General features: G+C 34.2%; 22 protein-coding genes. 3 read left to right on the top strand and 19 right to left on the bottom strand.

From position 1 onward, the window contains the following. Positions 1-8: 8 nt before the first annotated feature. From csrA to uspA, 3 genes are all read right to left on the bottom strand, one after another. Positions 9-191 carry a carbon storage regulator CsrA gene (gene csrA, locus EV697_RS08280; RefSeq protein ID WP_132024547.1) on the bottom strand — a complete coding sequence of 61 codons (183 nt, stop codon included), beginning with the start codon at positions 189-191 and terminating at the stop codon, positions 9-11. A 147-nt stretch (positions 192-338) separates the two neighbouring features. Beyond that, positions 339-2,966, bottom strand: a complete 2,628-nt coding sequence (gene alaS / locus EV697_RS08275) for an alanine--tRNA ligase (RefSeq protein ID WP_132024545.1) — start codon at positions 2,964-2,966, stop codon at positions 339-341. A gap of 213 nt (positions 2,967-3,179) precedes the next feature. Continuing rightward, on the bottom strand, positions 3,180-3,608 hold the full coding sequence (gene uspA / locus EV697_RS08270) for a universal stress protein UspA (RefSeq protein WP_132024543.1): 429 nt from the start codon (positions 3,606-3,608) through the stop codon (positions 3,180-3,182). A gap of 162 nt (positions 3,609-3,770) precedes the next feature. On the opposite strand from uspA, the gene mazG reads away from it, so the two are divergent. Beyond that, positions 3,771-4,559, top strand: a complete 789-nt coding sequence (mazG, locus tag EV697_RS08265) for a nucleoside triphosphate pyrophosphohydrolase (protein WP_132024541.1) — start codon at positions 3,771-3,773, stop codon at positions 4,557-4,559. A gap of 851 nt (positions 4,560-5,410) precedes the next feature. On the opposite strand, the gene EV697_RS08260 is transcribed toward mazG, so the two are convergent. The 14 genes from EV697_RS08260 to rpsJ form a co-directional block, all read right to left on the bottom strand. Beyond that, positions 5,411-5,917 (bottom strand): hypothetical protein, encoded by a 507-nt coding sequence (locus EV697_RS08260; protein ID WP_132024539.1) that lies wholly within the window; start codon positions 5,915-5,917, stop codon positions 5,411-5,413. Positions 5,918-5,927: 10 nt separating this feature from the next. Beyond that, a complete protein-coding gene (locus tag EV697_RS08255) occupies positions 5,928-6,839 on the bottom strand; it encodes a DNA-processing protein DprA (protein WP_132024538.1) in 912 nt (303 codons plus the stop codon). Continuing rightward, positions 6,826-7,512, bottom strand: a complete 687-nt coding sequence (locus EV697_RS08250) for a hypothetical protein (RefSeq protein WP_132024537.1) — start codon at positions 7,510-7,512, stop codon at positions 6,826-6,828. Before EV697_RS08250 ends, EV697_RS08255 begins: the two co-directional genes overlap by 14 nt. Before the next feature lie 193 nt (positions 7,513-7,705). After that, complete coding sequence (gene rpsQ / locus EV697_RS08245) at positions 7,706-7,963, bottom strand: 30S ribosomal protein S17 (protein ID WP_132024536.1); 258 nt, start codon at positions 7,961-7,963, stop codon at positions 7,706-7,708. Then, a complete protein-coding gene (rpmC, locus tag EV697_RS08240; protein ID WP_132024535.1) occupies positions 7,963-8,154 on the bottom strand; it encodes a 50S ribosomal protein L29 in 192 nt (63 codons plus the stop codon). The genes rpsQ and rpmC overlap by 1 nt, the downstream gene beginning before the upstream one ends. Next, positions 8,154-8,564, bottom strand: coding sequence for a 50S ribosomal protein L16 (rplP, locus tag EV697_RS08235; protein ID WP_132024533.1), 411 nt, complete (start codon positions 8,562-8,564; stop codon positions 8,154-8,156). Before rplP ends, rpmC begins: the two co-directional genes overlap by 1 nt. A gap of 13 nt (positions 8,565-8,577) precedes the next feature. After that, the gene (gene rpsC, locus EV697_RS08230) at positions 8,578-9,285 is read right to left on the bottom strand and encodes a 30S ribosomal protein S3 (protein WP_132024531.1); all 708 of its coding nucleotides are present in this window, start codon (positions 9,283-9,285) and stop codon (positions 8,578-8,580) included. 17 nt (positions 9,286-9,302) lie between these two features. Beyond that, positions 9,303-9,635 (bottom strand): 50S ribosomal protein L22, encoded by a 333-nt coding sequence (gene rplV / locus EV697_RS08225; RefSeq protein WP_132024529.1) that lies wholly within the window; start codon positions 9,633-9,635, stop codon positions 9,303-9,305. Positions 9,636-9,645: 10 nt separating this feature from the next. After that, positions 9,646-9,921, bottom strand: a complete 276-nt coding sequence (gene rpsS, locus EV697_RS08220; RefSeq protein WP_005539416.1) for a 30S ribosomal protein S19 — start codon at positions 9,919-9,921, stop codon at positions 9,646-9,648. Positions 9,922-9,947: 26 nt separating this feature from the next. Then, positions 9,948-10,769 carry a 50S ribosomal protein L2 gene (gene rplB / locus EV697_RS08215; RefSeq protein WP_132024527.1) on the bottom strand — a complete coding sequence of 274 codons (822 nt, stop codon included), beginning with the start codon at positions 10,767-10,769 and terminating at the stop codon, positions 9,948-9,950. Positions 10,770-10,789: 20 nt separating this feature from the next. Further along, positions 10,790-11,095: a 50S ribosomal protein L23 gene (gene rplW, locus EV697_RS08210; RefSeq protein WP_132024525.1), complete on the bottom strand. Its 306-nt coding sequence runs from the start codon at positions 11,093-11,095 to the stop codon at positions 10,790-10,792. Beyond that, positions 11,092-11,697 (bottom strand): 50S ribosomal protein L4, encoded by a 606-nt coding sequence (gene rplD, locus EV697_RS08205; RefSeq protein ID WP_132024523.1) that lies wholly within the window; start codon positions 11,695-11,697, stop codon positions 11,092-11,094. Before rplD ends, rplW begins: the two co-directional genes overlap by 4 nt. A gap of 14 nt (positions 11,698-11,711) precedes the next feature. After that, positions 11,712-12,338 carry a 50S ribosomal protein L3 gene (gene rplC / locus EV697_RS08200; protein WP_132024521.1) on the bottom strand — a complete coding sequence of 209 codons (627 nt, stop codon included), beginning with the start codon at positions 12,336-12,338 and terminating at the stop codon, positions 11,712-11,714. Between the two features lie 16 nt (positions 12,339-12,354). Beyond that, on the bottom strand, positions 12,355-12,666 hold the full coding sequence (rpsJ, locus tag EV697_RS08195; protein ID WP_001181005.1) for a 30S ribosomal protein S10: 312 nt from the start codon (positions 12,664-12,666) through the stop codon (positions 12,355-12,357). Positions 12,667-13,019: 353 nt separating this feature from the next. Here rpsJ and EV697_RS08190 point away from each other — a divergent pair, with 353 nt between their 5' ends. After that, on the top strand, positions 13,020-14,393 hold the full coding sequence (locus EV697_RS08190) for a chloride channel protein (protein ID WP_132024519.1): 1,374 nt from the start codon (positions 13,020-13,022) through the stop codon (positions 14,391-14,393). 49 nt (positions 14,394-14,442) lie between these two features. Next, on the top strand, positions 14,443-15,432 hold the full coding sequence (gene dusA / locus EV697_RS08185) for a tRNA dihydrouridine(20/20a) synthase DusA (RefSeq protein ID WP_132024517.1): 990 nt from the start codon (positions 14,443-14,445) through the stop codon (positions 15,430-15,432). A gap of 52 nt (positions 15,433-15,484) precedes the next feature. Here dusA and EV697_RS08180 read toward each other — a convergent pair whose 3' ends face one another. Both EV697_RS08180 and rimO read right to left on the bottom strand, forming a co-directional pair. After that, positions 15,485-15,697: an HP1242/YdcH family protein gene (locus tag EV697_RS08180; protein WP_132024515.1), complete on the bottom strand. Its 213-nt coding sequence runs from the start codon at positions 15,695-15,697 to the stop codon at positions 15,485-15,487. Positions 15,698-15,879: 182 nt separating this feature from the next. Next, on the bottom strand, positions 15,880-17,211 hold the full coding sequence (rimO, locus tag EV697_RS08175; protein ID WP_132024513.1) for a 30S ribosomal protein S12 methylthiotransferase RimO: 1,332 nt from the start codon (positions 17,209-17,211) through the stop codon (positions 15,880-15,882). Positions 17,212-17,216 lie beyond the last annotated feature (5 nt).

The raw sequence follows: 17,216 nt of genomic DNA, 5'->3' as shown, positions 1-17,216 counted from the left end.
AAAGCTGATTAGCAATTCTCTTCATCTTGCAATTCTTTAATTTTTTGATAAATTTCTTCTCGATGAACAGAGACCTCTTTTGGTGCATTAACACCTATCTTTACTTGATTGCCCCGTATATTTAATATTGTAATTGAAATATCATCACCGATAAGCAAACTTTCACCTGCTTTTCTGGTTAATATAAGCATTATTCCCCCTTATATTTTTATGATATGAGAACATTTCTCTATCATATTTCAATTAGTGTTACTTTCATCAACTTATAGTAGTTTACTTAATCTATAAAAAAAATCATGACTAAACATTAAAGTTGTGATGTATCCCACAAATTTTTATTAGATTAATTTTTCTTGCAACCATTTAGAACAAGATGATAATGATTTTGCCACATTTTCTGGCTGAGATCCGCCAGCCATCGCCATATCAGGACGACCACCGCCTTTTCCACCAACTTCTTGCGCCATAATATTGACAATTTCTCCCGCTTTTATCCGATTCGTAAGATCTGATGTTACACCAACAATTAAATTCACTTTTGAATCAACAACAGAAGCAAAAGCAACAATACCAGATCCTAATTGATTTTTTAGATCATCAACCATTACACGTAATGCCTTAGAATCGATTCCGTCTAATTGTTGTAAAATAACAGAAACACCATTAATTCTAACCGCACTTTTAACAAGAACAGAACCTGCTTGTAATGCTAATTTTTGCTGTAATTGTTGTAATTCCTTTTCAGCTTTCTTCGATTTTTCTTGCAATTGGCGAATTTTATCAACAATAGAATGATTATCTGTTTTAAGTAATTCAGCACTTTGGTTAAGTAATTGTTGTTGTTGATGTAACCAGTCTATTGCAGCTTCACCAGTAATCGCCTCTACTCGTCTAATTCCAGCCGAGATCGCCGATTCAGAAATAATTTTAAACAATCCTATATCACCAGTTCGCTTAACATGGATACCACCACATAACTCAACTGAAAAATCACTCATAGTTAACACTCTAACCATATCGCCATATTTTTCACCAAATAATGCCATTGCACCACGTTTCTTCGCTTCATCAATTGGCATAATTTCTGTTTGTACAAGATGATTCGCTCGAATATGTTTATTCACTAAATGCTCAATTTCAATAAGCTGTGATTTTGTAATTGCTTCAGGTTGAACAAAATCAAAACGCAATACATTGTCGGCAACTAACGAGCCTTTTTGTGCAACGTGTTCTCCTAAAACTTGACGTAATGCAGCATGTAACAAGTGCGTCGCTGAATGATTTGATGAAATTTTCTGGCGTCGTTCTATATCAACTACGGCATTGACAGATTGTCCAACTTTTAATTCACCTTCTGTTAATACGCCAATATGTCCAAATACTTGACCATATTTCTGGGTATCTTTTACATCAAAGATAAATTGTTGTCCAGATAGTGTTCCCTTATCCCCTACTTGTCCGCCTGATTCCCCATAAAAAGGTGTATTATCTAAAATAACAACAGCTTCTTGTCCAAGCGCAATACTATCAACAGATTTGCCATCACAGAAAAGTGCGGTAATTTTCGCAAGACTTTCTGATTCCGTATAACCTTCGAATTTTGTTGTGCCATCAACACGAATAACATTACTATAATCTAGTCCAAATTGGCTTGCAGATTGAGCTCTTTGACGCTGAGCTTCCATTTCTCTTTCAAAACCAACTTCATCAATTTTTATATTTCGCTCACGACAAACATCAGCAGTTAAATCTAATGGAAAACCATATGTATCATATAGTTTAAATGCGACTTCACCTGATAATGTATTATCTTTAACATTTACTAATGCCTCATCAAGTAAAACTAATCCGCGTTCTAAAGTACGAGCAAATTGTTCTTCTTCTAAACGCAATAATTTTTCAACATCCGCCTGCTTTTCCTTAACATTTTTACCTGCACTATCCATTACTTCTATCAATGTAGGAACTAATTTATAGAAAAATGCTTCTTTAGCACCTAATAAATTTCCATGACGAACAGCACGACGAATAATACGACGAAGCACATACCCACGCCCTTCATTAGAAGGAATAACTCCATCAGCAATTAAATAAGCACAAGAACGAATATGATCTGCGATAACTCGTAAGGATTTATTATTTAAATCTTTTTCTCCTGTTAATTCTGAAACTTTTTTAATTAAAGTCTGAAATATATCAATTTCATAATTTGAATTAACATGTTGCATTACAGCAGTAATACGTTCTAATCCCATTCCTGTATCAACAGATGGTTTTGGCAATTTTTCCATTGTGCCATCAGAAAAACGGTTATATTGCATAAAGACAATATTCCAAATTTCAATATATCTATCACCATCTTCTTCTGGCGAGCCAGGAGGTCCTCCCCAAATATGATCACCGTGATCATAAAAAATCTCAGTACAAGGACCACAAGGACCGGTATCCCCCATTTGCCAAAAGTTATCTGAAGCATAGGGCGCACCTTTATTATCACCGATACGAATAATACGATCAGCAGGAATACCTACTTGTTTATGCCAAATATCATATGCTTCATCATCAGTCTGATACACTGTTACCCACAATTTTTCTTTAGGTAGACCAAGCCATTTAGGAGAGGTTAAAAATTCCCAGCCAAAAGTAATCGCATCTTGTTTAAAATAATCACCAAAACTAAAATTACCTAACATTTCAAAAAATGTATGATGACGAGCAGTATAGCCTACATTTTCTAAATCATTATGCTTACCCCCAGCACGAACACAACGCTGTGCAGTTGTCGCTCTTGTGTAGTTACGTTTATCTGCTCCCAAAAAAACATCTTTAAACTGATTCATTCCCGCATTAGTAAATAATAATGTCGGATCATTATCAGGTACAAGAGAGCTACTTTCTACGATTTGATGTCCTTTACTGTGAAAAAAATCCAGAAAAGATTGTCTAATATCTGCTGTTGTTTTCATTTATAAACCTTGTTTTTCTATTAAATTTAACGATATACAAATTCTTTCTATTGTTGCATATTTTTATATTTTTATAAAAATAATTTTTTCTGATCTGCTAATTTAATCTACTTAAATCAAACATAAGGATTTTCTAAAAAACAAAAAGGATCGAAAATCTTATATTATTTTCGATCCTTAATATTTCGGGTCTAAATATGACAAACTACAAGCCTATTCCGAATCTCTTAACGGCACAACAAGCATATCAATTTTAATCGTATTCATCACTTGTCGAGTAGACGACATTAATTTACTCCAAAAATCTTGATGGTGACCTGTGACCAATAAATCAACATCATATTGCTCAATAGCATCTACTAGTACTTGTCCTAAATCTCCACTACCACTTAATTTTTCTGTAATAGGATAATTTGCTTGTTCTGAAAGTTGAATTAATGCCTGATGGGTTTCATTTGAAATACGATCCTGCATTGATGACATATTAACATCAATCAATCCTGTATAAAGATCAGAGAAATTAACATCAACGTGAATAATAGATAACTTAGCATCATTACGTTTTGCTACTCCTACAGCTTTCTCTAATAAAAACTTGCTCTCTTCTGAAAGATCGACTGCAACTAATATATGTTTATACATAGCTAACTCCTTATTATCAGGGATTATATTTCTGTGTTTTAATTATGATAACATTCCTTTTTATCAAAAAGTATGCAGTAGATCACGTTTTAAAAAACTTTTCTTTTTTTATCAAATGAAGTCTATACTATCTAACAATTTTTATAGCAAAGGATATAGATAATGTATTACTCAATTCAAGATTTTATTAAAACAATCGCAAAATTAAGAGATCCAAATGATGGTTGTCCTTGGGATCTAAAACAAAATTATCAAACTATGATTCCATATTTATTAGAAGAAAGCTATGAGGTTGTAGAAGCAATAAGAAAAAACAATTATGGTGAATTAAAAGAAGAACTAGGCGATCTATTATTACAAGTTGTTTTTTTAAGCCAGCTTGCCTCAGAAGATAATATCTTCAATTTTGAAGATGTCGTTCATAATATCAATGAAAAAATTATTCGTCGTCACCCCCATGTTTTTGGTACAAATAAGGCAAACAATGAGATAGAAGCATTAGAAAATTGGAATACTGTAAAATCTCAAGAAAATAAACAAAAAGGATACACATCTATTTTAGATAATATCCCCTTTGCCTTTCCTGCATTAACTAGAGCCGAAAAATTACAAAAACGTTGTTCCAAAATAGGATTTGATTGGAATGATATAAAAGATGTTTTTGCTAAAGTAGAGGAAGAATTAGAAGAGGTAAAAGAAGAGCTAAAACAACCAGAGAAAGTACAAAATAAAATTGAAGAAGAAATAGGGGACCTATTATTTTCCGTCGTAAATTTAAGTCGCCATTTAAAATGCGATCCAGAAGAGAGTCTAAGAAAAGCCAACATAAAATTTGAAAACCGTTTTAGAAAAATTGAAAAAAAATTACAAAATTCAGGAAAATCTTTTGAAGAGACATCATTAGTTGAAATGGATCTATTGTGGGACGAAGTAAAGAAGGAAAAATTTTAAGTCAGATACTTTCTATCGCTGTAAGCAATCAGTATAGCATGTTTTAATTAACCTAAAATCGGAAAGTCCTCAACCTTAAAAATTGTATCGATGAAAACATTGAATAAACACTAATAAAATTTGCATTGGACTTCTCCGCTTATAAACAGGCAAGAATAAGTAATGAATGGTGTAATAAAATTTTAACAGGCTGTATTCGTTCTATTTAGATTCACCATAATTTTGCTAACCTTAAACAACTTTTAACTCTCTTGAAAAAGAAATGTAGAAAAAGGAATGCTCTTAAATGAACAGCAAGTATAAGCCTTAAAGTGTAAGAAAAAAGACAATATTGCTAATTAATATCGTTCATCCTAACTATTTAGGTTCACAAAATATGTTCTATATAAGTAACCTGAAAGGTATCGGGCAGATTTATCAACGTGGATACTTGTAGCAAAGTGTTTCTTTTGCTAAATTCTATACAATGAAAATAGTGACTGTAATTTCTAATATGTTAAATGATAAAATTCTCTAATTTTGATATGCTCCAACAAAAAAGAAAATCTGTGAACCTTTTCATAAGACGATTTTACAAAAGTTTTATCAGGTTATTAGAAAACAGATTTACAAACTGACTTTGATGAATAGTTAGTCTATTATAATCCATCATCGAACTCATCAAGAGAAAATATGTTGTAGTAGAACACTGATGAACATATTATAAATGGAAAACGAATTTAGACTCAAATTTATCTGCCAGTCATACTATTTCAAATGGGAAACTTTCAGATTAAGTTCGATCTTCTACAATTAATATTTGTTTTATAACTCTCCTCAATTTATTAATTAAAATCCCTAAAACAATAAAACTATTTGCAAATTACATATCTAATTTTAAGTAATGCAAGCTGATGAAGAATCCAACTATCATCTTCAAAAACTATTATGTCTCTCACTGTTTTTTGATTATTTTCTTGGCAAATAATAACTAGTTCTTTTTGAATATTTTCCTTTTTAAAAAAATATATTTTAGAAAAACAACGTTCTATTTTATAGTATTTTAAAATAGCAATAACTCGTTTAGGCTCCGCTTTTGTCCACAATACTTTTTTTACCGCAGATGAAATCACTACTCTATATAAGAGCCTATTTAATTCTGTTTTAAACAAATGAGATAAAAAATAATCTAACTTAAATTGGATTATTTTTTGCTTTGTTTTTTCATCTATAGAATATTTATCCAAATCTTTTCTAGTAATTCTCTTTTTATCTATAATTGGTGATAACTTCATATTTTGTAATGCTTGATTATATCCGATATTATTAAGAGTATCAGTGAACACCAAAGTATTATCCAAATCAAAAATATAAAGCATAAAGATTTTCCTAAAATAGAGATAATTCTTTAGTAAGACTATAATTTTGAGTATGTACAATGTCTAAAACAGAACTGGGTAATAGTATTTGTGCTTTTTTATTTTCTATTAACTCTCTATTTAACCCAAAGTGAGGAGAATTTTTATCAGTTGCGATATTGAACATTGCATAACAAGGTAAACCATACCTATATCCAGCATCCATTGCATGCCTTGAACCACTATCACCTTCCCCCTGTTGATAGCTTGCTATTAAAACAACAGATTTAGAAAACATTGCTTGCAAATAATCTCTAGAAATATATCGATTAATTGCTTCATACTTATTCTTAGGTTCTTTGTAATACTCAGTAATTAATAATCCTCCTTTTTCAACAATATTATTAGCTAATTCTCTATTTTCTACAGGTAAAATATTTGCTAATCGACTTGGTAACACTGCTATCGTCTTTTTATTATTTTCGACAGACACTTGATGACCAACTGTATCGCATCCTAAAGCTAAACCACTTAAAACCACTAAATCTTGCTCAATTAACTTTTCAACAAAACGGCGTCCTCGATTAATAATATTTTCAGTTGGATCTATACAACCAATTACAGCTACATTTTTATTAAGATCAGATAATAACGAAATGTCTCCCTTATAGAATAACAAAAATGGTTTTTCGCTATTTTTTGTTACTTTTTTATTTATTACAGGAAAATCATCGTCATAATAACAAATAAATCCATCCATACTTCTGTCATCAACTAATGCCAACTGTAATTCTTCAAGCTTCTCATTAAAACTAAAGTCGTTACTAATTTTTTCTAAAAAATCACATTCATTTATATAATTTTTCCAAAAATCCGCTTTTGATGTGATAATACCGCGTTCTTTAGCAACTAATACTTTTAACGCTAAATCAGAATAATTCATCTAAATTCACCTCAAATTTTTTAGTTTTAGCAATTGTAAAAACCATAACTTTATAAGCACCATAATCCAACAATGCTTGAGCACAATCCTCTACAACATTCACTGATTTAGTATATATATCATCTACTAAAATTACATATTTTCCCTTAATTTGAGATTCATCTATATAACAAGTATCTTTTGTTATACCTGGATAAGGCATATTACCATCAGTGGCATATGCACCACGACTCAAATGAGTCGTCGCTGTATTTTTAATTCTTATGATAGCTGATGTTGCATCCCCTATTAATGGATGATTTTTTGCAAAATCTGAGACTGTTTTCCTAAAATATTTCTGTGTATCAGTTAATTCGCCTTCTTTTCTTGAACGAGGAACACAAACCATTACAAGATTATTCTTAGAAGCTTTCTGAGTATAATTCAATTTGCCAAAATGAACAGAAAACGTAAATTCTAAAATTAAATTTAAAATAGATGATGCTTTTTCAAGCATCGGAATTGGTTGTATATTATCTTTATTTTTAAACACTAAAAGAAAATTAGGATTACTAGGTTCTTTAGCTCTAAGATAATCACAAAAATATACTAAGGGTACTTTTTGAGATAGATAATTATTTGGTTCTATATATTCAGTTCCATAACGCATATTAAATCGACTAAAATAATCCATATATATTCTCCTAAAATATTTTTTAACAGAATTAGTTTCTCTTTTATGTCAATAAAAGAGAAAACCAGTATACTGGTTAAAAATTTGAGAATTTTAGAAAAGGAGAGTTTAAAAAGCGCGGTGGTAAATTTAAAATATTTATAAAATAAAAAAGCCCAGCCTAAGCTGAGCTTTTTAATATTGTAACTGAAAATTAAGCAATAACTGCTTTTTCAACTACACGAACTAAAGTCCAAGATTTGGTTTTTGATAGAGGACGACATTGACGAATCTCTACTACATCACCTAACTTAGCTTCATTATTTTCATCATGTACGTGCAATTTAGTTGTACGACGGATAAACTTACCATATAGTGGGTGTTTAACCTTACGTTCGATAGCGACAACAAAAGATTTTTCCATCTTATCGCTTATAACACGACCTTGCACACTGCGAATTTTATCAGTCATTACTCACCCGCCTTTTCGGTTAACACAGTTTTAACTTGTGCAATACTACGACGCACTTGTTTTAACTGATGGGTTTGTTGAAGCTGACCGGTGGCTGCTTGCATACGCAATTTGAATTGCTCACCTAACAAGTTAACCAATTCAGCATTCAGCTCTTCAAAAGATTTTGTACGTAGTTCTTGAGCTTTCATTACATCACCGTTTTAATTACGAATGTGGTCTTGATAGGTAATTTCGCAGCAGCTAATGCAAATGCATTTCTTGCGATCTCTTCAGACACTCCATCCATTTCATAAAGTACTTTACCCGGTTGGATTAAAGCTACCCAGTACTCAACGTTACCTTTACCTTTACCCATACGGACTTCTAATGGTTTTTCTGTAATTGGTTTATCTGGGAATACACGGATCCAGATTTTTCCTTGACGTTTTACAGCACGTGTCATCGCACGACGAGCGGCTTCTATTTGACGAGCTGTTAAACGACCACGGCCAATTGCTTTTAAACCGAAGGTACCGAAGCTAACTTCTGTACCACTTGCAATACCACGATTACGACCTTTGTGGACTTTACGGAATTTTGTACGTTTTGGTTGCAACATTTAGCAATTCTCCTTACTTACGACCTTTACCGCGATGTGCCTTTTTAGGCGCGGTAGGTTGTTGTTCTGGTTGTTGTGCAATTGCAGCCATTCCACCTAAAATTTCACCTTTGAAGATCCACACTTTCACACCGATAATTCCGTATGTAGTGTTAGCTTCAGCAGTGTTATAATCGATGTCCGCACGTAATGTATGTAATGGTACACGACCTTCGCGATACCATTCAGAACGTGCAATTTCTGCACCACCTAAACGACCGCTTACTTCAACTTTGATACCTTTAGCACCTAAACGCATTGCGTTCTGTACTGCACGTTTCATAGCTCGACGGAACATAACACGACGTTCCAACTGAGAAGCGATACTATCTGCAACTAATTTTGCATCTAATTCAGGTTTTTTAACTTCAGCAATATTGATTTGAGCTGGAACACCGGCAATATTTGCAACGGCATTACGCAATTTCTCAACATCTTCACCTTTTTTACCAATTACGATTCCTGGGCGAGCAGTGTGAATTGTCACACGAATACTCTTAGCAGGGCGTTCAATTGTAATACGTGAAACTGAAGCACTCGCTAATTCTTTATATAAGAATTGACGTACTTTGAAATCGCCGTCTAAATTATCAGCGAAATCTTGTGTATTCGCAAACCAAGTAGAGCTCCAAGGCTTAACTATACCAAGGCGAATACCATGTGGATGTACTTTTTGACCCATTGCTATTCCTCTACTTATTAACGATCTGACACAACCACAGTAATGTGGCTTGTACGTTTTAAAATACGATCTGCACGACCTTTAGCACGTGGCATAACACGCTTCATGCTAGGGCCTTCATCTACGAAAATCTTCGTAACTTTAAGATCATCGATATCTGCACCATCATTGTGCTCAGCATTAGCAATAGCAGACTCAAGCACTTTCTTAACTAAAGCAGATGCTTTTTTGTTAGTGAAAGTTAAAATTTCTAAAGCTTGAGCAACTTTTTTACCACGGATTAAATCCGCAACTAAGCGAGCTTTTTGCGCTGAAGTGCGAGCGTAACGATGTTTAGCTATTGTTTCCATCTTTTACCCCTTACTTCTTAGCTTTCTTATCCGCAGCGTGACCGCGGTAAGTACGAGTCGGTGCAAATTCACCTAATTTATGACCAATCATTTCATCTGATACATAAACTGGGACGTGCTGACGACCATTATGGACTGCGATGGTCAATCCGATCATTGACGGAATGATCATTGAACGACGGGACCAAGTTTTGATTGGTTTTTTATCCCCGCTTTCCACCGCCTTCTCTACCTTCTTCAACAAGTGTAGGTCAAGGAATGGACCCTTCTTGAGAGAACGTGGCATGGCTTATCCTCTTTATCTAATTAAAATTATTTACCACGACGACGTACGATAAATTTATCAGTACGTTTGTTATGGCGAGTTTTCTTACCTTTGGTTTGAACGCCCCAAGGAGTAACTGGATGTTTACCGAAGTTACGACCTTCACCACCACCATGTGGGTGATCAACAGGGTTCATTGCTGTACCACGAACTGTTGGACGAATACCTCTCCAACGTGTAGCACCAGCTTTTCCAAGTACGCGAAGCATATGCTCTGAATTACCAACTTCACCAATAGTAGCTGAACATTCAGATAATACTTTACGCATTTCACCTGAGCGAAGACGTAAAGTTACATAATTACCTTCACGAGCGATAATTTGTACATAGGCACCAGCTGAACGAGCAATTTGACCGCCTTTACCTGGTTTTAATTCAACATTATGCACTGTTGAACCAACAGGAATATTACGCATAGGTAATGAATTACCTGCTTTAATTGGCGCATTAATACCTGATTGGATTTGATCGCCTACACTTAGACCTTTAGGTGCTAAAATATAACGGCGTTCACCATCTTTATAAAGCACTAAAGCAATATTTGCAGAACGATTTGGATCATATTCAAGACGCTCAACTACCGCTGGGATATCTAACTTGTTACGTTTAAAATCGATTAAACGGTAATGTTGCTTGTGACCACCACCGATATGACGAGTAGTGATACGTCCTAAATTATTGCGACCACCAGTTTTAGATTTAGTATCTAATAATGGAGCGTAAGGTTTTCCCTTATGTAATTCAGCGTTTACGATTTTAACAACGTGACGACGACCAGCGGAGGTCGGCTTACATTTAACGATAGCCATTTATTTTTTCTCCTCCGAAATTACTCTGCTGCACCTTCAACGAAGTCCAATGATTGGCCCTCTTGAAGAGTAACATAAGCTTTTTTCCAGTCACTGCGACGACCTGATTTAGCACCGTGACGTTTAGTTTTACCTTTAATAACCACTGTACGGACAGAGTCAACCTTTACTTCAAATAATTGCGATACAGCGTTTGCAATTTCAACTTTATTTGCATCTAAAGCAACCTTGAAAACGATAGTATTTGATTTTTCAGCATTATTTGTTGCTTTTTCAGAGACATGTGGTGCTTTTAACACTTTTAGCAAACGTTCTTGGTGAATCATGCTAACATCTCCTCAATTTGTTTCACAGCATCAACAGTTACAACGACTTTATCAAATGCGATTAAGCTAACTGGATCAATTCCTTGAACATCACGAACATCTACTTTATATAGATTACGTGCGGCTAAGAATAAATTCTCGTCTAAACTTGCTGTGATAATTAACACATCTTCAAGCGCTAATTCTTTTAACTTTTGTACTAAAACTTTAGTTTTAGGTGCTTCAACTTCAAATTTTTCAAGAACAACTAAACGATCTTGACGAACAAGTTCGGAAAGAATGCTCTTAATTGCACCACGGTACATTTTTTTGTTTACTTTTTGGCTATGATCTTGTGGCTTAGCTGCAAAAGTAATACCACCTGAACGCCAGATTGGTGATTTAACATCACCAGCACGTGCACGACCAGTACCTTTTTGACGCCAAGGCTTTTTACCTGAACCAGACACTTCAGCACGAGTTTTTTGTGCACGAGAACCTTGACGAGCACCTGCTGCATAAGCAACAACAACTTGGTGAATCAATGCTTCGTTAAACTCACGTCCGAAGGTAGTTTCAGAAACAGTTAATGCACTTTGTGCATCTCTTACTACTAATTCCATCTCTATCTCCTAGACTATGCTTTTACTGCTGGTTTTACGATAACATCACTATTAGTTGCACCAGGAACAGAACCTTTAACTAATAATAATTTACGTTCAGCATCTACACGAACAACTTCAAGTGATTGAACAGTTACACGTTCAGCCCCTAAATGTCCTGCCATTTTTTTACCTTTAAACACACGACCTGGAGTTTGGTTTTGACCAATAGAACCAAGCACACGATGTGATAAAGAGTTACCATGTGTAGCATCTTGAGTACGGAAATTCCAACGTTTAACACCACCTTGGAAACCTTTACCTTTAGATGTACCTGTAACATCAACTTTTTTAACATCTGTGAAGATGTCTACGTTAATTTCTTGACCTAAAGTGAATTCTTCACCTTCTGTACGAAATTCCCATAAACCGCGACCAGCTTCAACACCTGCCTTAACGAAATGACCTGCTTCAGGCTTAGTTACACGACTCGCTTTTTTCGAACCTGTTGTAACTTGAACTGCAGTATAGCCATCGTTTTCAAGAGTTTTAACTTGAGTCACACGGTTGGATTCAATTTCGATAACTGTAACTGGTACGGACACACCATCTTCATTAAAGATGCGAGTCATACCAACTTTACGACCGATTAAACCAATCATTGTAATAACCTCTTAATTAACCTAGGCTGATCTGCACGTCAACGCCGGCAGCCAAATCTAAACGCATTAATGCATCAACAGTTTTCTCTGTTGGCTCAACTATATCTACTAAACGTTTGTGTGTACGAATTTCATATTGATCACGGGCATCTTTGTTTACGTGTGGAGAAATCAACACGGTAAAACGTTCTTTACGAGTAGGTAAAGGGATTGGACCACGAACTTGTGCACCTGTACGTTTAGCTGTTTCAACGATTTCCGCTGTTGATTGATCAATTAAACGATGATCAAATGCTTTTAAGCGGATTCGAATTCTTTGGTTCTGCATTAGACCAGAGCTCCAATAAATTAGCTAATAAAAAAACCGACACCATCAACTTGTATTTACAATAAAACAAACAAGTGAAGTGCAGTTAACCTTTTTATAGTTTTCAAATTGAAAACATTGTTAGTGTTACTTATCGTAACACTCATTCAATAAATGATTACATTGAATGCCTATCTTTATATTGATAGCTTTGGGATTATACAATATATTTCACAAATTGCAAATCTATTTTATCAAACTAACAAACTAATCCTAAGTTAATAATTAATTTTTAATTGTCGAATCAATATATCTTCTTGTATAATTACCACTCACATATCACAGTCAATATCTATTTATTTAATTTGTAACAAATGCTTAATATCGTTCCAAAGATCCGCTATTTACTACATAAAAAATTACGCCAAACACATAGAATATCCCATAAAACAATTGAATTTACTTGCCTACTAATAGGCTCATCACTCGTTGCTTTATTATCTTTTGGCTTTGCAAAACTTGCTGATCTTGGATTAGAATTAAATATATATTGGACGAATAAGTACCCTTATGCAATATGGATAATTCTTCCATTAGGATTGTCTTTTCTTACTTGGTTTACTACAACATATACTCCTTACGTTGCTGGTAGTGGAATACCTCAAGTAATCGCCTCCATAAATTTACCTCACAGTGCAAATAAAACACGATTAGTCTCATTTTTACAAACCTTATGGAAAATACCACTGACCTTTCTAGCAATGCTATTTGGGGCGTCTGTTGGACGTGAGGGACCTTCTGTTCAAGTTGGGGCAGCAACAATGCTTGCTTGGGGAAATTTATGCCGAAAATATGGAATTGCCTTTGTTGGCTTAAGAGCAAATGAGCTGATGGCAACCGGTGCAGCTGGTGGTCTTGCTGCGGCATTTAATGCTCCTTTGGCAGGTGTTATATTTGCCATTGAAGAATTAGCAAGAGGGGTTTTATTACGCTGGGAGCGAAAAGTATTATTAGGTGTTTTAGCTTGTGGTTTTATTATTATCGCTATTGCTGGTAATAATCCTTATTTTCCTCATTATAAGGGAGAAACTTCTGTCCCTTATATGTTTTTATGGATACTCTTATGCGGATTAACTTGTGGAATATTAGGCGGAATCTTTGCCAGACTATTAACTAAAGGCCTTGCCGGATTTTCTCCAACAAAAATAAGAGGATTTATTCGACGTCATCCTATTTATATATCATTTATTTTAGGATTAGTTCTTGCTTTAATTGGTAGCTGTGCCAAAGGACAAACCTATGGAACAGGATATAATGTAGTATCATCTGCCCTAGCTGGAGAACAGCTTGATGCTAACATTGGAATTATGAAGTTACTTGCAACAGTTGTAACTTACTGGACAGGTATTGCTGGTGGTATCTTTACTCCTGCATTAACAACGGGAGCAGGAATTGGCATACAAATACATACTTTAACTGGTGGTATAGTTGATCAACGTTTATTAATATTACTTTGTATGGCAGCATTTTTATCTGGGGCAACCCAATCACCAGTGACAGCAAGTGTTGTCGTGATGGAGATGACAGGTTCACAACCAGTATTATTTTGGTTACTCATTTGTAGCTTATTTTCATCAACTACCTCTCGCCAATTTAATCCAAAACCATTTTATCATTTTATGGCAATGCGTTTTAGACAGCTTGTTCAGGAAAATAATAAAGAAGAAAATAATAGAAGTGATAATTAAGCTATTTCATAGTACAATTCATCGTTTTCAATACTCATAATACAACTTTATGGAAAAGCCATCACAAAGTAACACTTTATATAGGGGACGTTTCTCCGTTGCACCAATGCTAGACTGGACAACTAAGCATTGTCGCTATTTTCATAGGCAATTTACTCAACATACTCTACTTTATACTGAAATGATCACAACGGGTGCAATTATTCATTCCAAGTATGATCATCTCACTTATCATCAACAAGAATTACCAGTCGCTTTACAATTAGGTGGATCAAATCCACAAGAACTTGAATATTGCACCAAGCTAGCTGAAAAATATGGTTATAACGAAATTAATTTAAATGTTGGTTGCCCCTCCGATCGAGTACAAAATGGTATGTTCGGCGCTTGTTTAATGGCAAAAAAAGAGTTAGTGGCAGATTGTATAAAAACAATGAAAAATACCACCGCACTTCCTGTCACGATCAAAACAAGAATAGGTATTGATGAGCAAGATAATTATGAATTTCTTTGTGAGTTTGTTCACGCAACACATCAAGCTGGTTGTAACGAATTTATTATCCACGCTAGAAAAGCGTGGTTATCTGGATTAAGCCCAAAAGAAAATCGAGAAATTCCACCACTAAATTATGAACGAGTGTATCAGTTAAAACGAGATTTTCCCCATTTAATGATTAGTATTAATGGAGGAATAAAAACAATAGAAGAAATAAAACAGCATTTACAATATGTCGATGGCGTAATGGTGGGACGTGAGGCTTATCAAAACCCTTCTTTATTGGGTTATATAGATAACGTACTATTTGATGAAAATCTACCAATAATATCGCCAAGGGAAGCCATTGAAAAGATGTACCCTTATATAGAACAACAACTTTCAAAAGGTGTCTATTTAAACCATATAGTCAGGCACATGCTAGGTGCTTTTCAAAAATGCAAAGGTGCTAGACAATGGAGACGACATATTAGCGAAAATGCACACAAGCCAAACGCAGGTCTCGAAGTTATTGAAACTGCACTAAAATTTATAGCTGAATAAAGAAAGGAATGTCTCTCACCATACGATAAACGAGAGACATTCCGATACTAAACTATTCAGCCTTTTTCAAAATACTATACAGTTCATCTTTCAATCGTAGCTTTTCTTTTTTTAAATCCTCAATTTCAGTTGGAGTGGCTAATTCAAGATTTGCCTCAAAATTTTTAATTTTTTGATCTAATTCATTATGTTTATCAAACAAACGTGAAAAATGCGCATCTTCATTTTTTAATTTGCTGATCAGATCACGAAATTCTGGAAACATAATAACTCCTTATTATTAAATAGTTACGAATTGAACTGGTATTGATTGTAATAAAATTCAAAATTAATAACCGTGCGACAGATCACAAATTACTATATTCTAAAAATAAAAAAGGTCATATTTACTTAGAAATAAATATAACCAATTAACCTACATAAAATATCAGATAATCATTTCTATTATCAATAAGTTGCCCATAAATCATATTCATCCGCTTGGATAATATTTACTGAAATAATCTCACCTACCTGTATTTTTTTATTTGAAACATTATCAATATAGACAACACCATCAATTTCTGGCGCATCAGCCATTGAACGACCTATTATTCCTTCATTATCGATCTCATCAATAATAACATCTAATGTACGTCCCACTTTTTGTAGTAAACGCTCTGCTGATATTTGTTGCTGTAATTGCATAAATCGATGATAACGTTCTTCTTTTATATCTTCAGGTATTTGATCAGGCATATCCGTTGCGATAGCCCCATCAACAGGACTAAATTTAAAACATCCCACACGATCTAATTGTGCTTCTTTTAAAAAATCAAGTAATTGCTGAAAATCTTCTTCGGTTTCTCCTGGAAATCCCACAATAAATGTAGAACGTAAGGTTAAATCAGGGCATATTTCACGCCATTGTTTAATTCTATCTAACGTTCTCTCTATTGAGCCTGGACGTTTCATTGCTTTCAGAATCCTAGGGCTAGCATGCTGTAACGGAATATCTAGGTATGGTAATATCTTACCTTTCGCCATTAATGGTATTAATTTATCTACATGAGGGTACGGATAAACATAATGTAATCTTACCCAAGCACCTAAATCACCTAATTTTTCACATAATGTAAGTAAATCATTTTTGATCGGCATACCATTCCAGAATACCGTTTTAGATTTATTGTCTTTGGTTTTATCAAGAGAGTAAGCTGAAGTATCTTGAGATACCACTAAAATCTCTTTTACCCCAGAATCAACTAAACGTTTAGCCTCATCTAAAACTTGTACAATAGAACGACTATCTAAATCGCCACGCATAGAAGGAATAATACAAAATGTACAACGATGATCACAACCTTCTGATATTTTCAAATAAGCATAGTGTTTAGGTGTTAATTTAACACCTTGCTTAGGTACTAAGTTCACATAGGGATTATATTCTGGCTTTGGAACATACTTATGAACGTGTTTCATTACAGCCTCATAACTATGTGGTCCAGTAATTTCTAATACTTTTGGATGCACTTCACGAATTTGATTCTCTTTTGCCCCGAGACAACCCGTTACGATTACTTTACCGTTAGCTTCAAGAGCCTCTCCTATTGATTCTAAAGACTCTTGAACTGCACTATCAATAAACCCACAAGTATTTACAATAACTAAATCTGCCCCTTCATAGGTAGGAATAATATTATAACCATCAGCACGTAGTTCTGTTAAAATTCTTTCAGAATCAACCAAGTTTTTAGGACAGCCAAGACTAACAAAGCCAATATTAGGTGAAGAACGCATAAAAA

This window comes from Bisgaardia hudsonensis, from assembly GCF_004345785.1.
In the GTDB taxonomy this organism is placed as follows: Bacteria; Pseudomonadota; Gammaproteobacteria; order Enterobacterales; family Pasteurellaceae; genus Bisgaardia; species Bisgaardia hudsonensis.
Note: the sequence above shows the minus strand (reverse complement) of the source record. Positions and strands in the feature narration are given on the sequence as shown.